A 20532-nucleotide genomic window follows, 5' to 3' on the forward strand; every position below is an offset into this window, starting at 1 on the left:
TCTTGGAAAGCCGCTCGGAAATCGAACTTCTTCTTACCGATTCGGATTCATCTAAATCGAAAAGAGTTTTAAAAACAGAATCGTTAAAGGTATCTTCTAAGGTTCTTTGACTAAGTTTTTCATTTTCCAGGATGGCATAAAGCAAAAGATAAAACACTTTTCTCCCATGTAGGACTTTTGAATAATAATCAACTTTGGTGGTAGTGGAAAGATGAGTAAGCAGTGCTTCGGGAATAAAGTCTAATAATTGGTCAGCCGATATTGTGTGGTCTTTAAAAACTGTCATAGTATTTTATTTATCCCAATTTAAAATACTAATAAAACAACCGTTTCTACAATTTAGTTAGACCAATCATCAATTAGTATACAGATTTTTATCTCCCCCTTTTTAAGAAAAATGACTCCTTGAAAATAAAAAAAGTCGGAAGAAAAATCTTCCGACCTTGACTGGAATAAATTCCGGCTTTCTTTCATTTTAATGTAAAGTTTTTATCATCCAAGATATGGTTTTAATGCTTTGCTTCGGGAAGTATGGCGAAGCCTTCTAATTGCTTTTTCTTTAATTTGTCTTACTCTTTCTCTTGTCAGATTAAACTTCTCCCCTATTTCCTCCAATGTCATGGAATGTTCTCCATTGAGCCCAAAATAGAGCGTAATTACATCTGCTTCTCTTTTAGTAAGGGAAGACAACGCCCTGTAAACTTCTCTTCGAAGAGAATCATTCATCAGTTCGGTATCAGGATTTACTTCATCACCATTCTGAAGTACATCATATAAGTTATTTTCTTCACCCTGACTAAAAGGAGCATCCATAGAAACATGCCGGCCGGAAATTTTCATGGTATCAACCACTTCATTGGTGGTTACTTCAAGCACTTCAGCCAGCTCATCTGGAGAAGGTTCCCGCTCAAATCGTTGTTCCAGATCGGAAAAAGTTTTGGAAATCTTATTTAAAGACCCTACTCTGTTTAAGGGAAGTCTTACAATTCTGGATTGTTCTGCAAGTGCTTGTAAAATAGATTGGCGAATCCACCAAACTGCATAAGAAATGAATTTGAAACCTCTTGTTTCATCAAACCTTTGAGCGGCTTTTATTAGTCCCAGATTACCCTCATTGATTAAATCTCCAAGGGAAAGTCCCTGGTTTTGATATTGCTTAGCCACTGATACCACAAACCTTAAGTTGGCTTTGGTTAATTTTTCAAGGGCCAGCGGATCGCCATCTCGTATTCTTTTAGCTAATTCAACTTCCTCTTCTGGGGATAAAAGGTCAACCTTACCAATTTCCTGTAAATATTTATCAAGAGACTGGCTTTCACGGTTTGTGATTTGCTTACTAATTTTAAGTTGCCTCATTTGTTACGACCTTTAAGTTTATTTAATATTTAAACATAGGCAGCCTGGCAATAGTTCAGGACACCAAGCTTCAAACAGGCAGAGTATTAACAGAAATACGAAATTTAATTTTGCTTATAAAATAGTAGTAGTTTATTAATTTTAAAAAAATACTGTAAGCTTATATAACTAAAATATAAGCTTACTTTATTTAGAGTAATGATTTTTATTAATACTCAATCTGTTTATTCATTTTCATACTTACTTTTTAGATCGCTTATTGAGAGCAATTCTCGTTAGTAAGTCTATAAATTTATTATCATTTCTCCAGATTACCTTACTTTTTACCGATTTTTTCTTGGCTTTTCAACAAAACCCTCCGGCTTGGGTAATAAAACCTTTCTCGATAATCTGAATTTTCCTGATCGTTTGTCAATCTCTGTTAACTTCACTTTCACTTCCTCTCCTACTTCCATTACGCCATCCATAGATTCCAGTCTTTCCCAGGTAATTTCAGAAATATGAAGCAAACCTTCCTTGCCTTTCATAAATTCGATAAATGCACCGAATTGGGTAATTGATTTCACTATACCAGTGTAAACCTCTCCTACTTCAGGAATAGCAATTATGGCTTTTATTCTTCCTAAAGCATCATTCATGGCATCAGCATCAGTAGCAAACACGTTCACTAATCCACATTTTTCTACTTCTTCAATTACTATAGTAGTTCCTGTTTCCTTCTGTATTTCCTGAACGATTTTACCACCTGGCCCGATCACCGCACCAATCATATCTTTCTCTATTTCCAAAGTAACCGATCTTGGGGCATGAGGTTTATAATCTGCATTAGGTTCTGAAATGGTTTTATTCATTTCTCCCAGGATATGTAACCTTCCTTTTTTCGCCTGCTCTAAAGCTTCTTCCAATACATCATAGGAAAGTCCATCAATTTTGATATCCATCTGACAAGCGGTGATACCATCTTTTGTACCGGTCACTTTAAAATCCATGTCACCAAGATGATCTTCATCACCCAAAATATCAGAAAGAATAGCATATTTCTTAGTTTCCGGGTCAGAGATCATACCCATAGCTATTCCAGAAACCGGGCTTTTTATTTTTATACCAGCATCCATAAGTGCCAGCGAACCCGCACAAACAGTGGCCATTGATGAAGAACCATTTGATTCCAGAATATCGGAAACTACCCTGATGGTGTAAGGATTCACAGTTACATCAGTAGGAATTACTTTTGATAATGCTCTGAAAGCCAGGTTACCATGTCCAACTTCCCTTCTTCCGGGTCCTCTGTTTGGTCTTACTTCTCCAGTTGAAAAGGCAGGGAAATTATAATGTAGAATAAATTTGTTTGTACCATTAAACATGGCTCTGTCAATCATTTGTTCATCCAACTTTGTTCCTAAAGTTACTGAAGTTAATGATTGGGTTTCTCCCCTTGTAAACACCGCTGAACCATGAGCGGAAGGCAAATAATCTACCTCTGACCAAATCGGTCTGATCTCATCCAACTGCCTGCCATCTAATCTCACTTTTGTATCTAAAACCAGGTTTCTGGCAGCTTTTTTCTCTGCAGCTTTCAGATATCTGGCAATCTGATCAGTATCTAACTCATGCTCTTCTGGCAATGAGTCTAAATATTCCTCTTTTACTGCCTTAAATGCTTCAGATCTATCAGTTTTATTATTATGGGAAGCTTTAGCTACATTTAAGAACTTCTCATAAACGGCTTCGAAAATTGAAGCTTTTAATTCTTCATCTTCTTCCGGACCTACAAACTCTCTCTTTTCAACAGAACCAACTTCTTCCATTAATTCCATTTGTACCTGACATTGTACCTTGATGGCCTCATGCGCTACTTTAATTGCTTCAAGCATTTCAGCTTCTGAACACTCATCCATTTCGCCTTCCACCATCATGATATTATCAGCTGTTCCTGCTACAATAAGGTCAAGTGAAGCTTCCTCAAGTACAGCAGGAGTTGGGTTTACTACGTAGTCTTCACCATGTTTTACAACCCTTACCTCAGAGATTGGACCTCCAAAAGGGATTTTGGAAACAGCCAGAGCGGCTGAAGCAGCCAGTGCAGCTAAACAATCGGGTAAAGCTTCAGGGTCAGCCGAAATTAAGAATATATTGACCTGAGTTTCATTATGGTAATTATCAGGAAAAAGAGGCCTTAAAGCCCTGTCTACTAACCTACTGATTAATATTTCATGGTCGCTTAATCGTCCTTCTCTTTTAAGAAAGCCCCCCGGTATTCTTCCGGCCGCTGCAAATTTCTCCTGATAATCTACCGAAAGAGGTAAAAAATCAGCACCTTCTCTTGGCTCTTCATATCCTACTACAGTTGCCAATAGCATTGTATCACCAAGCCTAACCACTACAGATCCATCGGCTTGTTTGGCTAATTTCCCAGTTTCTATGGAAATAACTCTGCCATCAGGCAGATTAATTTTCTTGTTTACTATTTTCATTATTATTATTTATTGCTGTATTTCTTCTCCTGTTGGAAAAGTTTCTAATTTATCAATTTCAAATTGAATAATAGCATTTCCCAATATTTTTTTTGGCAGCCTGTTTTATCTGGCATTTTGACTTCCCTACAGAAGTTTAGCGATAAAGAACAAGATAATAATTCTTATTTAACTGCCTAAAATTTAATGGTTTGTACTATCAGGGCATTCAAAGAAGTGACGAAGCACAAATGACATTTCATCAATCTAATTTATTTCTTTTTTCCGCTTTTAACTCTATGATGAAGTTTGTACTGAACCCTTTAAGAAACATGCTGAACTTTTAACATGCTTCTGTTTTTATTGTAAACAGGAAAAAATCAGTCTGTTTACAAATTGAATTAATAGGAATACAAATAGGGAATCCCGGTAAGAATTCCCTATCAATTAATTTCTACGAATTGAAATTTCTGAAAAACGAAGCTTTGGAAGGATATTCATATTTCAATAGCTTATCCTTAAATTATTTTCTTATTCCAAGCTCCTTAATAATAGCTCTATATCTTAGAATATCTTTATCCTGAAGGTAATGTAATAACTTCCTTCTCTTACCTACCAGTTTTAATAACCCTAATCTTGTTGAATTATCTTTTTTATTCGACTTTAGATGTTCTGTAAGGTGGTTGATTCTATGTGTAAATAAAGCAATCTGAGACTCTGCTGAACCAGAATCATTAGCAGCTTTATTGAAACCATGCTTTTCAAAAATCTCCGCTTTCTTTTCTTTTTCGAGATACATATTAGTCCAATACTAATTAATAAAATATTATTTCTTTGCTTTCTAAAATTAAATACCCGCAAAGGTATCATTTCTATTATTATTATCAAAGCAATTATCAAATATAAAGGATAGAATATAGTAAGAAACATGAGAATGTTTTTTTATCCTTTAATTCCATTTTAAAATATCCCCCTGTTTTTACCCATAAATCTTTTTTGAAACCTTGAAATATAAATTTAAATTGTTGGTTTTCAACTAGGTTTAACCCATAAACCGACTTATTTTTTGGGCCTAAAGTACTTTGTTTGTGAGTCTTACAGAATTTAACTACATCATCGGGAAGTCTAACACTATTTTTATACTATTAAATAAAAATGGTCAGCTTTTAAATACTGATCGAAAGTGGGAAGAGAAGTTTGGTTTTTCCAACAATTATGCTGAAGGGAAACCATTGACAGAATTTGTTAAGGAAAAAGAATTACTCAAGTCTTTTTTTAAAACCTTCGATTTTTCTGCCAACTCCTCCTATAGATTTACACTCACCTTCATTAAAAAAAATACAGCGCAAATAAACCTGGAATTAACTTTAAACCCTGACCCGGAAGAATGTCAGTTTATTGGCCTGATAAATCCTGTCCCTGAAACATATGGAGCAGAACCGAAACAAGAATCTTTTGAAAAAAAATTGGAGCAAAAAACTACCGAGCTCATCCAAACAAAAGAACTTCTTGAAAAGGAAAGATTCCTGTTATGGTCTGGTATAAATAAAATGGAAGATCCCATTATGTTTAAAAATACCAAAAGTGAAATTACAGGTTGCAACCAGGCCTTTGCCCGTTTATTGGGCAGGGAAATGGAAGAAATCATTGGAAAAACAGACTTTGACCTTTTCCCAAAAGAAATTGCTACCCTTTACCAGAACGGGGATCAAAAAACATTAACGTCCGGAAAATCTCAAAGGCAGGAAGAATGGCAGAAAAACAAGGATGGAGAAATGGTGTTGTTTGATGTCGTGAAAACCCCTTTACTTGATAACGAAGGGAATACAATAGGCATTGTGGGAATTGGCAGAGATATTACCAAACGAAAGACTGCTGAAAAAGAGCTAAAAAGTGCAAAAGAGATACTCCAGAATGTGTTGAACACCATTCCTGTTGGGGTATTCTGGAAAGACAGAAATTCTGTTTACTTGGGAGGAAACCTGACCTGTGCCAATTATGCCGGCCTAAAAAGTCCTGAAGAAATTCCAGGTAAAACAGATTATGATTTCCCCTGGGTGAAAAGTGAAGCCCCCTTATATCAGGAAGGAGACAAGTGGGTGATGGAAAATGATGTCGCTAAGTTAAATTTTGAAGAGGGAATGACTTTGGAAAATGGAGAAAAGCTGTGGTTACGCACAAGTAAAATTCCTTTAAAAAATGAGCATAACGAGGTATACGGAGTGCTTGGGGTTTTTGAGGATATAACCAGCTGGAAAATTACATCTGAATCTTTACAACTTTCTGAGGATAAGTTCAGGATGTTGGCAGACAACGTGCCTGGTGTAATTTATTTGCGCAAATATGACAAGGACAGGACGCTAACCTATCTTAATTCCAGAGTAGAGGAACTCACAGGCTATCCAAAAGAACACTTTTTGGAAAGTAAGATCAGCTTTTCAACATTGTACCACCCAGAAGATAAAGAAGGCATTGTAGAAACAGTGGAAAAACAGTTATCCTCCACCGGAAAATTTCAGCTTGAGTACAGATTAAAACACAAGAATGGTCATTGGGTTTGGGTTGAAGAAATAGGGGCATCGATCAAAAAAGATGGCAAAATTTTGTATCTGGAAGGCTTTATTTCCGATATTTCTTTTCGAAAACAAGCGGAAAGGGAACTGAGCAAGCTGGCATTAATCGCTTCAGAAACGAATAATGGTATTATTATCAGTGATCAGGATGAAAAAATTGAATGGGTAAATGAAGGGTTCGTCAGATTAACAGAATATTCCTTAAAGGAGGTAATTGGAAAGAAACCCGAAGAAATATTACAAGGTCCCGATTCAGATAAAAAAGCTGTTGAAAAAATCAAGACGGCTATTCAAAAACAAGAAGCCGTTAAAGTGGAGCTAGTGAACTATTCCAAATCTGGAAAAAAATACTGGTTTGAGATTTCAATACAGCCCATATTTGATCAAAATCAAAACCTCATACAATTATTTGCCATACTGAATGACATTACAATCAGAAAAAATCAGGAAGAATCCATAAAAAGACACATTGAAGGCCTGAAGAAAACAAATCAGGAATTGGACAATTTTGTGTACAGGGTTTCCCATGATTTAAGAGCTCCAATAGCCTCTTCCTTAGGATTAATTACCCTTGCCAGGGATGAAAAAAGTATCGACCAGATTCAGGTTTATCTGGATTTGCAGGAAAAAAGTCTGGTCCGGCTGGATGAATTTATACGTGATATTTTAAATTATTCGAGAAATTCACGAATAGAGCTCCATGAAGAGGAAATTGATTTTAATGCGCTTATTGAGGAAACCTTTCAAAACTTCCACTATCTGGAAGAGGCAAAAGAAATAGAAAAGATATTGGAAATTCAACAGCCTGATGTCTTTTACTCTGACAAGAGACGATTAACTGTAATTCTTAACAACCTCATTTCCAACGCAATTCGGTTTTCAAACCACTATTATAAAAACTCATGGATAAAAGTTTCTATAAGTACCGATGCCCAAAATGCCAAAATAGAAATTTCAGACAATGGCATTGGGATTAAAGCCGAACATCTCAGCAAAATATTTGAGATGTTTTACAGAGCCACAGAAGTGAAAAATGGTTCTGGATTAGGGCTTTATATTGTAAAAGAATCGGTGGAAAAGCTTTCTGGGGAAATTACCGTTCAATCGGATGGAAATAATGGAACTAAGTTCACCATTACAATTCCCAATATCAAAACCAAACAAATGTGAAGAATGGAATTTTTTGATTTAAATTCTTCTTTTGGTTTTACTGTTTTGAAAATTACATACTTGAAGAAAATCAAAAACCTTTATTTCAACCAAAAAAATAATTAGCTATGAAATTAGTATCCGGTCAACAAGCAATCGATTTTGAAGCCAAAGATATCCATGGAAACCACATTAATTTAAATAATCTTAAGGGAGAAAAAATATTACTTTCCTTTTTCAGAAGCACGGCCTGTCCTTTTTGTAATTTAAGGATTTATCAACTGAAAAGTCTTTATCCGAAAGTGAAGGACAACCTTAAAATGGTTTTCATTTTTGAATCCAAGAAAGATGCACTTTTGAGAAGTCCGTTACATGGTGAACTTCCAATGCCTTTGATAAGTGATTTTGAAAAAGATTTACACAAAAGTTATGGAATAGAGTTTTCACTGATCAAAACCTTAACCAGCTCATTTAATCCTAAATTCAAAGAGCATATGAAAGTGGCAAAAGAACTAGGGATGGATTTTAAAACCAAAGAAAAGGGTACTTCAAACACCTTAATGCCGGCTGACTTTCTAATTGATGAGCACTTCAACATTGTACATGCTCACTATGGGAAAGCAGTTAACGAGCATATTGATATGGAAATCATCAAAGATTTTGCCGGACAAAATAATTCGCTGGCAGCTTAATAGAAGTATAAAAACGAATAAAAAGGTTTGGGAAAATAAGAGCTTCCCAAACCTTTTTTATTGGATAATCGGCAGATATCTTTCCTTTACCACATTAAAATGATGTTTTTGATGACCGGCCATGGTAAGACCCAAAGCCTTTACCGTAATTTCAATTCCATTACAAACCCCACTCCTTTCTAAAACCTGCTCATTAAAATTTCTGAATAAAATAATATTGGATTTTCTATTCAACACAAATTCCTGATGTAAATCTTCAAAAGTCATTTTCTCTCCATCGGCATTTTCATTGAAGAAATTTTCATCGAAACCGGGAATTTCTGTTTTGTCATTTCGGGCAAATCTCAATGCACGATAAGCCATAATTCTTTCCGTATCAATGATATGCCTCAAAACTTCCTTAATGGTCCATTTTCCCGGTGCATATCTTTTCCCATCCAGTTGTTTAAAAGTAACTTCCTCAAAATTTTCAAACGCTTCCAAAGACTTTTCAAGGGCAACTACCACATTAGTTTCAGCAACCTGTTTGATATACCGGTCAAAAAATTTGGGCATTGGGCTTAATTCCATTGTATTTCTTTTAGATGTTTAATAATGTCTTTACTGAAGATGGAACTTCCACAATTCCGGGAAGTTCAGGGTCACTTAGTGGCCGTTTATAATTGTTGTAAGTTGGTACCACTCCGGCCCAGTATGGTAATTCATAATCTTCTTTATCGTCAACTGGAGGCCCCATTCTTACTTTTGCCGAAGCTGTTTCTATTTTTATTGCCAGTACTTTAGTTACCTGCAATTCCTTTTCATTTGGCTGGCGGATTTCTTCCCATCTCCCCGGAAGCATTTGTTCCATCACCTTAAACAAAGCCTCATTCTTTTCATCAAAATTGGTAATTTCCCTGGCTTTTCCAAATACTACCACCGATCTGTAATTTACCGAATGGTGCATGGCCGATCTGGCCAAAACCAACCCGTCCAGATGAGTGACACAAACACAAGCCTCACCACCTTTTTCCAATACCTCCAGCATCCTGCTTTTATTCGACCCATGTATAATTATTTCATCTCCCATTCTGGCATAAGCAGTGGGAATAATAAAGGGTTGTTCGTTCATAACAAAACTGATATGACATAGAAATCCACTATCAAGAATTTCAAAAACTTTATCCTTTTCATAAACTGCTCGCTTAGCTCCCCTCACAACTTTATTTTTGCTGTTTTTCTCAAATATCTGTTCCATAAAGCAACTTTTTATTTATTCATATCAAAAATTTCTGTACAAATAAATACATTTACCGGACTATATATTTCATCCACTTTTTAAATCTCTGGTAGTCCGGTATGCTTCCATTCAAATCTCTGATTGAAATTGATAAAAACAATTCAAAACCTATCTATCTTCAAATTGTAAATCAGTTTATAGATTTAATCAGGCAGGGTATTTTAAAACCAGGGACAAAATTGCCCGGTTCCAGGAAATTATCGGATATCCTGGGTATACACCGGAAAACCGTAATTGCAGCCTTCGATGAATTGTATGCTCAAAGCTGGCTGGAGGTCATTCCCCACAGGGGTACTTTTGTCAACCAACATTTACCTGAAACCAAAACAACTTCCCTGATAAAAGGGAAAAAACCTTTTCAAATTCCTGAAAAACCGGGTTACCCATTTGATTTAAATACAATTCTTACCACACCATTTACCCCAAAAAATAACCTTTTGGAAATAAATGAAGGTTACCCGGATGTAAGAATTGCCCCATTAAAAGAACTGGCAGCAAATTACAGAGCTGCACTTCATCGTAAGCCGCTTAACAAACACTTATATTATCTGGATTGCAGGGGAAATGAGGAATTAAGAATTATTTTGAGCGATTACCTCAATAACACCAGAGGTTTAAGCACTACTTCCGACAATATTCTGCTTACAAATGGAAGTATCATGGCTATTTATTTAGCTATACAATCACTTGTGAAAAACGGAGATAAGGTCATCGTAGGAGAAACGAACTACCGCTCGGCAAACATTGCCTTCCAACTGGCCGGAGCAATCATACAGAAAGTTAAAGTGGATGAAGAGGGTATTGTAGTGGAGGAAATTGAAAAAATTTGCCAAAAACATCCCATCAGGATGATTTATGTAACCCCGCATCACCATCATCCTACCACTGTAACTTTAAAAGCTGAAAGAAGAATGAAACTGCTGCAGTTAGCAGAAAAATATGGTTTCATCATTTTAGAAGATGATTATGATTATGATTTTCACTATGACCATAATCCCTTGCTACCTCTGGCTAGTGCAGATAAGTACGGAATGGTAATTTATACCGGGTCACTATGCAAAACTATTGCGCCGGCCATTCGGGTAGGATATATGGTGGGTCCGAAAGTCATAATTGATGAGATTGCCATGTTCCGAAGATTTATCGACAGGCAAGGTGACCACATGTTGGAACTGGCCATTGCCCAGCTATTTAAAGAAGGAATTATTCAAAGGCATTTAAAAAAAGCATTGAAACTATTTCACCAAAGAAGAGATAATTTTGCTAAACTTTTAGTGGAAAAGATGGGAGATAAAGTCCAATTTAAATTACCAGAAGGTGGTATGGCCATTTGGACTATTTTTGATAAAGCTTATCCCTTAAATCTTCTCATTGAAAAAGCTTATCACAAAGGGCTTTATATTCCTCCATATCGACATTTTTCTCCAGATGAAAAAGATTTAAATGCCACCAGATTAGGATTTGCTTCTTTAAACCAGGAAGAAATGGAGCAGATTTTTGAGATTTTGAGCAGCATATAGATATGTATGTTTTGGCTAAAAATTCACCTTGAATTGGATTTTTATTATAATAATTTTGCTTATTCCAATACCTAATCACCTCAACCAGAAGAGGAAATTATCCTCCAACTTCTAACGATTATCATTTATGATAAACTAAAAACACAAATACAGCTATGAAAAATTATTTACTCATCATTCTTCAGACATTTCTTCTGTGCCATAACACCACTTTTAATTCAATATTTGCACAATGTACTGCAACAAGTTCGGGTAACTGGTCCAGCCCTTCCACCTGGACAAGCTGTGGTGGAGGCATTCCAACCTCTTCGGATGATGTAATAATTGATGGGTATACGGTATCAATTGGTTCTGGAATTACTGCGGAGGCAAATTCTATAAGTATTCAAAATGCAAGTTCCACTTTAAATTCAGCAGCAACAAGCGTTCTCAATGTTCAAAATTCATTTGATCTGAAAAATGGCCCTCAAACAGTAAACATTCTTGGAGATATAAATGCTAATACAATGACCTTCACAGGAGGTAACCATCAGTTTACAGTATCAAACGGAGGAAGTGTGGATATCACCAACGATTTTGATTTAGGAAGTGCCACAGTAAATGTGAACCCTGGTGGGGTAATGAATATTGGGGGGGATTTTAACCTTTCCGGTTCACCAAATGTTACTATTGATGGCGGTATGTATGTATCTAATACAATTGATTTTCCTTATGAAATATACATTAATGGATCAGGAAATGTAGGAGCTGGCGCGCTTTCTTGTCCTGGGTATTTGGGGGATTGCACCTCTTTGGTAAATGCTAACCTCACCTTGCCTGTAGAATTATATTACTTCAAAGGAGAAAATCTGGGAAATAGAAATATTATCCAATGGGCCACTATTCAGGAGAAAAACAATGATTATTTTCTACTTGAAAAATCCACCGATGGGTATTCATTTAAGGAAATTGCAAAAATATCAGGTCAGGGAACAAGTTACCAAATCAATAAATATGAATTTACTGATGTAAATCCTTCGGAAGGTCAAAATTATTACAGATTAAAACAGGTTGACCTGGATAAATACTTTAGTTATTCAGAAGTAATCAATATTACCCAGAGACCAACATTAGGATTTAAAACCACAATTTACCCAAATCCAGTAAATCAGGATGAAAATCTTATGATCAATTATTTTGGAAATGCCCCGGGAACCGTTGCCGTTCAAATACTTGATTTGAGTGGTAAAGCCGTTTACTTTAAACAAAATTTAATTGAAAAAGGTAATAATATTTTAGAGGTTGATCTTTCCAAACTTGCCCTCAGGAAAGGGATGTATATCATAAACACAAATGGGATTTCTCATCAGAAAGTTTTGATTGATTAGTCATTTAGCTAAAAAAAGGCAGAACCCTATCATTATGTGGTCCTGCCTTTTTTCCATAATTAATCCAGGACAACCCGAAAACCTACGTTTTTGGGTTCGGGGTTTACCTCATCATCTGCAGGGTCCACATAGTCATAGGCGCTATAACCATAAGTACCTCCCTCTCCTGAAAGTTCAGCAACATTCCCCCCGATATCAAAAAGCTCTGCTTCTCCAATTTCCACAGGTTTAAAACTTCCCACTTCTTTCACCAAAAGGCTTTTCGTTTCCTCAACCTTCTTTTTAAATTCAGGGACTTCAGCTTTGGTAATTTTGTAGCCAGCCCAAAAATTTAGAGAATTTTCTGAGTCCCCTGTTTTCAGTGCTTGCTGATGCAAAGCCTTAGCCTCTTTTTTATTGGGTAAGCGATAAGTATTTCCTGTTTTTCCACTTAGCCATGTCACATAGGCATTGGCTTTCCCCAGGCTTATCCCTTTCACAGGATAATTTTCCTGACCATCAGGAAAGCTAAAATCTGCCTCAAATGCAGCATATTGCGCATTGGTAATTTCAAACTTCCCTATTGAAATAGAATCTTTTTTTATGGCTACCACCTCAGGGATTAATACTCCATTTTCCAATTTTCCCACCCTGCCTTCATTAATTGCAGCTTTTTCCTTTTTTAACAAAAGAGCCAAAGGACTATCCTCTTTTAAGGTCTTGTTTTCCTCCTCAAATGATTTAAAAAGGTATTGATCGAACCATGCAATTTCTTCCTTCATTTTCCGCAACTGATGGGTTATTTTTTGCAAGCCATGTGGTTGGTCGGGAAACCAAAGAAATCTCACTGGAGCATTTTTACTTTGTTGCAAAGCCCTGTAATATTCCCACCCCTGATCTCTGGGCACTGCTCTATCTTCGCTACCATGAAAAATAATGGTGGGTGTTTTTACCTTTTCCAACTCAAACAAAGGCGATTTTTCAATATAAACTTCATTATAGAACTTCCCATTTACATCATCCCAGGGAGTTCCTCCAAAATAACTCTGATCGAAGGAAACCCCAAACTGACAAGTGCCAAAATCAGAAGTCCAATTGACATCCCCTGCCCCTGGTGCAGCCACTTTAAACATATCAGGATACCGTACTGTAAGCATCGTAGTTAAAATCGCCCCATTCGACCAGCCCATTACACCCATTTGAGATTTATCAATCATTCCTTTCTTGTCTAGTGCCTCTATTCCTTTTAGAATATCTTCCAGTTCCAAATCGTAGTAATGTCCTTTAATGGATTCCACGAATTTCAAACCGTGGTTGGAAGAGCCATGGTAATTTGGCTTTAGCACAAATGCTCCTTTTTGAGAAAAAATCTGAGGATATGTAGACCACCTTTCACTCCACATGTCTAAATCCACTCCGGATGGCCCCCCATGAATAGAAAGTACCAGAGGATACTTTTTCCCTTTCTCGTAATTTTCCGGATAAATTAACAGGCCATTTACCGCTTCATTATTATATCCTTTCCATTCAAGGATTTCATATTGGGCAATTGGTTTCTCTTTTAATTTTTTGTTGAGAGAAGTAAACTCTTTTTGGTTTTCGAACTGAAGTTTACTTCCATTTTTCACTATATCAATCACCAGGTATTCGGGAAGTTTTCCTGCTGTAGAATGATAAATGATGGCTTTTTTGGCATCTTCCGAAACACTCATAATGGCAGTGTGCTCATCCATTTCCCCTTCAAGTAAAATATTAGATTTTGTCCAGCTTTTTCCACCAGATTTGCTATAAAACACCAGTTTATTGGTAGCGCCATTTGCCATAGAACCAATAAAGTCATTCCCCACCAGATCAAAACCTCTACCTAAACCATTTTCCCAATCCAGGTTAATTTTAGAAAAAAGTCTTTTTTCTAAATCAAAATAATACATTTCGGATATGCCTGCTCCATTCCATTGCGGATCTGATGATTTCTCTGCGGAAAAGTAAAAGCCCAGGTTGTCAGGAGAAAACTCAAAGCTATTTGGAGTTTGCAGGCCCTTTAAAATTTCAGTTATTTCTCCGGTAGAAACATTCTGCAAATAACATTTCCTGGCAGGATGCGCATCTGCACCATAATGCTTACTCAAAGTGGTATTAAAGACCAGCCATTTACCATCCTTGGAAACGGCATAACTGCTTACCGGCCGGTCATTTTCTGTAACCCTTCTGATAGTTTCCTCTTTAATATCAAAAGCATACAGTTTGGAAATAGTCCAGTTCACAGAATCTTCAACTACCACTGTGTTGTCCTTTTGCTCCTTAATCTTTTGATCGACCAGAGTTTTCCCATCATTTGAAGAAAAAATCAAAGTACTGTCATTTAACCATTCCGGGCTGGATATTCCATTTTTAAATTCATGAACTTCTTTAGGTTCTCCACCATAAATACTCATTTTCCAGAGTTTTTTTCCCTCTTCTCTGGAAGATAAAAAATAGATATCTTCTCCATCTTTCGAGAAAAAGGGGGCATAATCATTTTCTTTTCCATTAGTTAGCTGAAAGGTTCGAAATTTATCATCCTTCACAAGATCGAGTCGGGTGAGGTAAATATCTGACACAAACTTGTCCTTTTCCTTCACACCTTTCCTTTTCGTCCAAACAACCATAGAATGATCTGGTGAAAAACTGACACTACTGACATATTCCGTATTAATAATGTCTTCCGGAGTCCATTTTTTCGGATCCTTTTTTTCCTGAGCAGATAGCCCGGCAAGGGTAATGATTAACATTAGGGGAATCAATCCCATTTTAAAAAATGTATTCATTGTTTATATATGTGTAAATTGTTGTGGTTTTTCCACCCTAATTTTAAAGAATAAAATTCAATCTGCAGATATCATCCTTTCAATTTACCGAAGAAAATTTCGAAAAACAGTTATAGCAAGTGTTTTCTGCCACAGGTTTTCCATAAGGTTGAGCTTAATTGAAAAAAATTTCAATTCTTATAAAATTTCTATAAATTAAATACAAATTGAAACCTCAAATGAAATGAAATTACCAAAACCCTCTCATAAGGCACAATATCTGGTTGCTGTATTCATTCTAATTTTCGCCAATTTTATTTTTGCCCAACCAGGCTCAGTCATCCCTATCAATCAAAACTGGAATTTCCAGGGCCAGTCTGTTTCAGGTTTGTTAATTGATAAAACGGTAGATATTCCCCACACCTGGAATGCCAATGACGCTCAGGAAGGAATTGCCTATTATCGGGGAGATGGGGTGTATTTTAAAAATTTCATAGCAGAGGAAAACTGGCAGGGTATGCGAATTTTCCTCCGCTTTGAAGGTGTAAATATCATTTCCAAAACCTACCTGAATGAGCAGGAAATTGGGGTTCATAAGGGTGGATATGCAGCTTTCTGCTATGAATTGACTGATTTTCTAAAATATGGGGAAGAAAATACCCTAAAGGTAGAAGTGAATAATGAACAAAATCTTGAAGTCATTCCACTTGTGGGCGATTTCAATAATTATGGTGGAATTTACCGACCTGTGAGCCTGATTATTACCAATCCCATTTGTATAAGCTTGCTTGATTATGCTTCCCCGGGAGTGTATCTCCAACAAAAGAAAGTAAGTACTGAAATGGCTGAAATTGAAGTATTAACCAAAATTTCAAGCAAGCTTCAAGAGGCAAAGCAAATTACCCTTGATGTAAATATTTTGGATGCAGAAGGCCAGATAATTTCGAACAAAAAGGAGGAAAAGGAAATTTCTGAAGGTGAATCGAATATTACCATTCCCTTTACCATTACCAACCCACATTTATGGCATGGAAAAAAAGATCCTTACATGTATAAAGTGCAGGTGGATTTATTAGAAAATGGCCAAGTTTTAGATTCAAGAACCGAACCACTGGGTCTCAGGTTTTTTAATATTGACGCCAACCAAGGTTTTTTCCTGAATGGAGAACACATTTCCCTTAGAGGAGTTAGCCGTCATCAGGACAGGATAAATATGGGCTCCGCCATTACCGACAAAGAACATCAGGAAGATATGGACATTATGTTGGAGATGGGTATAAATGCACTCAGGCTTGCCCACTACCAACATGCCGAAAAGGTATATGATTTGGCAGATTCAGCAGGATTAATTGTTTGGGCAGAATTACCCTGGGTAGGTTCACCCGGAGGATTTTTCCCGGGTTCAAATGGGTATGAAGACACTGAAGCATTTAAATCCAATGCAAAGCAACAACTTCATGAATTAATCAGGCAAAACTTCAATCATCCATCCATTGTGATGTGGAGTATATTTAATGAAATTCAGAATCCTGAGGAGGCACAACCTACTGAGTTTATAAAAACACTGAATGCAATCGTCAAGGAGGAGGACCCTTCACGCCTTTCGGTGGGAGCTAGTATGTTGAACCCGGAAAAGAATCCGAATATCCATGAACATACAGATGCCATTGCCTGGAACAAATACTTTGGCTGGTATTACAATGAACCGCAAGCCATGGCAGAATTTCTGGATAATACCCATGCCAAGTTCCCTGATTACAAAATTGGCGTAAGTGAATACGGTGCAGGAGGAAGTATTTATCAGCATACGGACGAATTGAAAAGACCAAACCCAATGGGTTCTCCCCACCCGGAGGAATGGCAGTCCTATTATCATGAAGAACATTTGAAAATCTTTGACGAAAGGTCATATATCTGGGGTACTTTTCTTTGGAATATGTTCGATTTCGGATCTCACTTTCGAAGGGAAGGCGACCATTTTGGAATAAATGACAAAGGCATGGTCACCTACGACAGGAAAGTAAAAAAAGATGCTTTTTACCTCTATAAAGCCAATTTATCAGAAGAGCCGGTTTTGCATATTACGTCTTCAAGGTACATTTTTCGAAAGGATGAAAATACTTCAGTTAAAGTTTACACCAATCTTCCCAATGTTTCTGTGAGTGTAAATGGGGAGTTTCTTCCCAAGAAATCGCCAGAAAAAGGAATTATTATATGGGAAAACATCAAACTACAGCCAGGGAATAACGGCATAATTGCCAAAGCGGAGAAAGATGGAAAAGTTTATCTGGATGATTGTGTCTGGTTATTGGAATCTCCATACAAAGGAATGAACCTGTTTATAAAAATCATGGACCTGATGAATTATGCTTTACAAATTGCCATGGTTGGTCTTTTCCTGGCTGTATTTATATGGTTTTTTGGCATCAGGAAATTGAACAAGTCCCAGAAATTCTCAAGATTTATTTTATGGACATTTGTAATTCTGATTTTCCTATGCTCTGTTTTAGTTTTAGGCTTTCAGATTTTAATGTCTCAGGTGATGGGTTCTTAAATCAAAAAAAATTAAGTGGTTGGCCAGAAATAACTATTTTATAAATTGCGTCCACTAATTGATTCTGAGATGTGGTTACTCCACATGAAAAAAATACCCGGAGCGGAACTCAGGTACTTAGATTAATGGGAATTTTTTCATTTCCTTATCTTGTCAAAACCACATAGTCACTAATAAGCGTCTTGAAAAACTGCACCTTGGCCTTATCTGATTTGAGCTGTTCATTCAGATTAAGACTGGATTCTACTTTCCTGTAGAGTAAATCCAGCGATTCTCTTTGCGCTTTATTTGGAAATTTATGGACTCTATCCAGGGTGTTTTTTATCAGTAACATTTGCTCATCATTAAACTTTTTCACTTCCGGATAGGTAGGTTCATAATCCTCTTTAGACTGGATTTTCAAAACATCTTTCAGAGATAATTTCAGATTGGGTTTCAACTTTACTATCGCAGTTCCGGCTATAATATCACCAAGGCGCTGCTTATTATCCGAGGAGCTGATGAGCAAAGAAGCCAGCGTTCCGGCTGAAAAATAAATATCAATCATTCTAAAAACCCATCTTACTATAAAGTCTCCCATCCTGGGTTCATCTCCATTTATTTTGATGATTTTGATGTCTAAGGCTTTTTTCCCAATCGATTGTCCATTGGTAATATTTTCACTTACAAGGGTATAAAAAAAGAAAATTGGAGCCCCAACAAAATAAAACACCAAATCAGAAGATTCTATAAATAATGAAAAGAAAGCGCTAAGAATTAGCCAGCTAATTATTATTATTACGAAATCAATTAAAAATGCGAATATGCGGTCCGATAAAATGGCCAGTTCATATTGAATGATCACATTCTGAGTGGTATTGATTTCTATTTTTTGCATATTTCTTTAAAAAATAAATTTGATTATCATTTTTTTAAACTGCATTGTTCAGCGCAAATTATAACATTGTGATGTTTTGGCAATGGTAAAAAAACAGGTTTTGCCTATTAAATGAAAGAAACAGATTTCATAAATCAAAATAAAGATAAATGGAAGGATTTTGAAAAGGTACTCAATGCCGAAATAAAAAATCCTGAAAAACTCAGTGAGGTATTTGTACAAATTACCGATGACCTCTCCTATGCAAGAACGTTCTATCCCAACCGATCAGTTAGGTTTTACCTGAATAACCTTGCCCAAAAGGTATTCTATAATATTTACAAGAATAAAAAAGAGAAAAGGAGTAAATTAATTTCATTTTGGGTAGATGAGCTCCCCAGTATTGTTTTCCATTGTAAAAGAGAGCTTTTAATTTCTCTCATTGTTTTTACGCTGGCTGTAGCCATAGGTGTTTTATCCTCAGCACACGATCCCGAGTTTTGCCGGTCAATTCTTGGAGATGGCTATGTAGAGATGACAATCGCCAATATCGAAAAAGGAGACCCCATGGCTGTCTACAAGCAAAGAAATGAACTGGATATGTTTTTGGGTATCACACTTAATAACATTTTAGTGGCATTTCGCACCTTTGTTTCGGGGCTAGTTTTTGCCATTGGTTCTATTGGTATTCTCCTTTTTAATGGCATAATGGTAGGGAGTTTCCAATATTTTTTTATTGAAAAGGGATTATTTCTGGAATCTTTTCTCACCATATGGCTACACGGAACGCTGGAAATATCGAGTATTGTCATTGCCGGAGGAGGGGGAATAGTGATGGGTTCCGGTTTGGTTTTTCCCGGTACTTATTCCCGGATGCAGGCCTTTCAGATTACAGCAAAAAAAGGCTTAAAAATATTAATTGGCATTGCTCCAATTCTGGCTCTGGCAGGCTTTATTGAAGGCTTTTTCACCAGATACACAGAAGCTCCCGATATACTCAGGCTAGCGGTGATATTGGTTTCTTTTGCATTTATCGTAGGTTATTTTATTTATTATCCCTTTTTCCTTTACCAAAAAGGAAGAATAATTCCTGAAAAAGTAGAAGAAGAAGTATCCCAAAACTCCTACACTTTGTCAAGCCTGCAAAATGAAATCAGAGCCAACAGCGGAATTTTAACAGATGTGCTTTTACTATTTAAAAGAAATATCAGAGCCATTTTAAAATGGAGTTTCATTGTGGCTTTCAGTTATACCTTTTGCTTTGAACTATTAAATAAAATTACGGACATAGACTATTTTGCCGATAACGATCTGTTTGTGGCCATGGTCGAAATTTTTGATTACGATTTATTGCGGTTTGGGGTATTTCCAAAACTAATTTTAAATATACTGATGGTTGCCACTGGCTTAGCGCTTGTTTTCAGTATCATGAATAAGAAAATTATCCACCCTGATTCAAAGGTCAGTTTAGGCTCATTTTTAATTAAACACAGCTACAAATTCCTGATTGCCGGAGGATTGATAAACCTGTTTTTATTTATGGGAATGGGACTCTTTATTTTGGTTTATGTATTTGTAATTCCCATTCTGTATATATGGATTTTTATTGGGATAAAGGAAAATAACGGCTTGATAAAAGATCAGTCCAAAACCGCTGCCATCATTAAGGGGAATTATAGCCGGTTATTAGGCTTATCCATTGTCATTACTTTCATTTCCGGATTATTTTTAATGCTTATTGGTTCTCCATTTTTAATTTCCAATTTTGAAATTGTAAACTGGAATTTCCTGAATGAAGGAGATGCTTCCTCTATTCCCAAATACATCAACATGACCCTTGCCGTTTTTGCCACCAATATTGTCATTACATTTGGGGCATTTGGTAATAGCCTGGTCTATTTCACCTTTTTGGAAATCAATCAGGCAACGGGATTGCATGATAAAATCAACAGATTATTCCCAACTTAA

The 20532-nt window shown here is 36.4% G+C and carries 13 protein-coding genes and 1 pseudogene; 6 read left to right on the forward strand and 8 right to left on the reverse strand.

The window, feature by feature from the left end; all coding sequences use genetic code 11:
• The 4 genes and pseudogenes from A3EM_RS42425 to rpsO form a co-directional block, all read right to left on the reverse strand.
• Nucleotides 1–286 (reverse strand): annotated as a pseudogene (locus A3EM_RS42425) (IS4 family transposase); the annotation flags it as partial.
• A gap of 206 nt (nucleotides 287–492) precedes the next feature.
• Complete coding sequence (locus A3EM_RS0114340) at nucleotides 493–1356, reverse strand: sigma-70 family RNA polymerase sigma factor (RefSeq protein ID WP_020528911.1); 864 nt, start codon at nucleotides 1354–1356, stop codon at nucleotides 493–495.
• A gap of 323 nt (nucleotides 1357–1679) precedes the next feature.
• Complete coding sequence (gene pnp / locus A3EM_RS0114345) at nucleotides 1680–3830, reverse strand: polyribonucleotide nucleotidyltransferase (RefSeq protein ID WP_020528912.1); 2151 nt, start codon at nucleotides 3828–3830, stop codon at nucleotides 1680–1682.
• A gap of 502 nt (nucleotides 3831–4332) precedes the next feature.
• A complete protein-coding gene (rpsO, locus tag A3EM_RS0114350) occupies nucleotides 4333–4608 on the reverse strand; it encodes a 30S ribosomal protein S15 (protein ID WP_020528913.1) in 276 nt (91 codons plus the stop codon).
• 289 nt (nucleotides 4609–4897) lie between these two features.
• Here rpsO and A3EM_RS0114355 point away from each other — a divergent pair, with 289 nt between their 5' ends.
• Nucleotides 4898–7552: a PAS domain-containing sensor histidine kinase gene (locus A3EM_RS0114355; protein WP_169513364.1), complete on the forward strand. Its 2655-nt coding sequence runs from the start codon at nucleotides 4898–4900 to the stop codon at nucleotides 7550–7552.
• A 107-nt stretch (nucleotides 7553–7659) separates the two neighbouring features.
• Nucleotides 7660–8223 (forward strand): redoxin domain-containing protein, encoded by a 564-nt coding sequence (locus A3EM_RS42430; protein ID WP_020528916.1) that lies wholly within the window; start codon nucleotides 7660–7662, stop codon nucleotides 8221–8223.
• Nucleotides 8224–8280: 57 nt separating this feature from the next.
• On the opposite strand, the gene A3EM_RS0114370 is transcribed toward A3EM_RS42430, so the two are convergent.
• Nucleotides 8281–8793 carry a DinB family protein gene (locus A3EM_RS0114370; protein ID WP_020528917.1) on the reverse strand — a complete coding sequence of 171 codons (513 nt, stop codon included), beginning with the start codon at nucleotides 8791–8793 and terminating at the stop codon, nucleotides 8281–8283.
• A gap of 10 nt (nucleotides 8794–8803) precedes the next feature.
• Complete coding sequence (locus tag A3EM_RS0114375; protein WP_020528918.1) at nucleotides 8804–9460, reverse strand: pyridoxamine 5'-phosphate oxidase family protein; 657 nt, start codon at nucleotides 9458–9460, stop codon at nucleotides 8804–8806.
• Between the two features lie 101 nt (nucleotides 9461–9561).
• Between A3EM_RS0114375 and A3EM_RS0114380 the strand changes: the two genes are divergently transcribed.
• The gene (locus A3EM_RS0114380) at nucleotides 9562–11022 is read left to right on the forward strand and encodes an aminotransferase-like domain-containing protein (protein WP_020528919.1); all 1461 of its coding nucleotides are present in this window, start codon (nucleotides 9562–9564) and stop codon (nucleotides 11020–11022) included.
• A 155-nt stretch (nucleotides 11023–11177) separates the two neighbouring features.
• Nucleotides 11178–12389: a T9SS type A sorting domain-containing protein gene (locus A3EM_RS45850; RefSeq protein ID WP_020528920.1), complete on the forward strand. Its 1212-nt coding sequence runs from the start codon at nucleotides 11178–11180 to the stop codon at nucleotides 12387–12389.
• 59 nt (nucleotides 12390–12448) lie between these two features.
• On the opposite strand, the gene A3EM_RS0114390 is transcribed toward A3EM_RS45850, so the two are convergent.
• The gene (locus tag A3EM_RS0114390) at nucleotides 12449–15157 is read right to left on the reverse strand and encodes a S9 family peptidase (protein ID WP_245576509.1); all 2709 of its coding nucleotides are present in this window, start codon (nucleotides 15155–15157) and stop codon (nucleotides 12449–12451) included.
• 241 nt (nucleotides 15158–15398) lie between these two features.
• Between A3EM_RS0114390 and A3EM_RS42440 the strand changes: the two genes are divergently transcribed.
• Nucleotides 15399–17708: a glycoside hydrolase family 2 protein gene (locus A3EM_RS42440; RefSeq protein ID WP_020528923.1), complete on the forward strand. Its 2310-nt coding sequence runs from the start codon at nucleotides 15399–15401 to the stop codon at nucleotides 17706–17708.
• Between the two features lie 145 nt (nucleotides 17709–17853).
• On the opposite strand, the gene A3EM_RS0114405 is transcribed toward A3EM_RS42440, so the two are convergent.
• Nucleotides 17854–18585: an RDD family protein gene (locus tag A3EM_RS0114405; protein WP_020528924.1), complete on the reverse strand. Its 732-nt coding sequence runs from the start codon at nucleotides 18583–18585 to the stop codon at nucleotides 17854–17856.
• Between the two features lie 111 nt (nucleotides 18586–18696).
• On the opposite strand from A3EM_RS0114405, the gene A3EM_RS48450 reads away from it, so the two are divergent.
• Nucleotides 18697–20532 carry a stage II sporulation protein M gene (locus A3EM_RS48450; protein ID WP_020528925.1) on the forward strand — a complete coding sequence of 612 codons (1836 nt, stop codon included), beginning with the start codon at nucleotides 18697–18699 and terminating at the stop codon, nucleotides 20530–20532.

This window comes from Flexithrix dorotheae DSM 6795 (genome assembly GCF_000379765.1).
Classification (GTDB): domain Bacteria; phylum Bacteroidota; class Bacteroidia; order Cytophagales; family Flammeovirgaceae; genus Flexithrix; species Flexithrix dorotheae.

Bases quoted from the DNA above. Each gene is read 5' to 3' on its own strand.
- A3EM_RS42440 (WP_020528923.1), top strand. From the start codon at position 15,399: ATGAAATTACCAAAACCCTCTCATAAGGCACAATATCTGGTTGCTGTA.
- A3EM_RS0114370 (WP_020528917.1), bottom strand. From the start codon at position 8,793: ATGGAATTAAGCCCAATGCCCAAATTTTTTGACCGGTATATCAAACAG.
- A3EM_RS42430 (WP_020528916.1), top strand. From the start codon at position 7,660: ATGAAATTAGTATCCGGTCAACAAGCAATCGATTTTGAAGCCAAAGAT.
- A3EM_RS0114390 (WP_245576509.1), bottom strand. From the start codon at position 15,157: ATGGGATTGATTCCCCTAATGTTAATCATTACCCTTGCCGGGCTATCT.
- A3EM_RS0114405 (WP_020528924.1), bottom strand. From the start codon at position 18,585: ATGCAAAAAATAGAAATCAATACCACTCAGAATGTGATCATTCAATAT.
- A3EM_RS48450 (WP_020528925.1), top strand. From the start codon at position 18,697: ATGAAAGAAACAGATTTCATAAATCAAAATAAAGATAAATGGAAGGAT.
- rpsO (WP_020528913.1), bottom strand. From the start codon at position 4,608: ATGTATCTCGAAAAAGAAAAGAAAGCGGAGATTTTTGAAAAGCATGGT.
- pnp (WP_020528912.1), bottom strand. From the start codon at position 3,830: ATGAAAATAGTAAACAAGAAAATTAATCTGCCTGATGGCAGAGTTATT.
- A3EM_RS45850 (WP_020528920.1), top strand. From the start codon at position 11,178: ATGAAAAATTATTTACTCATCATTCTTCAGACATTTCTTCTGTGCCAT.
- A3EM_RS0114375 (WP_020528918.1), bottom strand. From the start codon at position 9,460: ATGGAACAGATATTTGAGAAAAACAGCAAAAATAAAGTTGTGAGGGGA.
- A3EM_RS0114380 (WP_020528919.1), top strand. From the start codon at position 9,562: ATGCTTCCATTCAAATCTCTGATTGAAATTGATAAAAACAATTCAAAA.
- A3EM_RS0114340 (WP_020528911.1), bottom strand. From the start codon at position 1,356: ATGAGGCAACTTAAAATTAGTAAGCAAATCACAAACCGTGAAAGCCAG.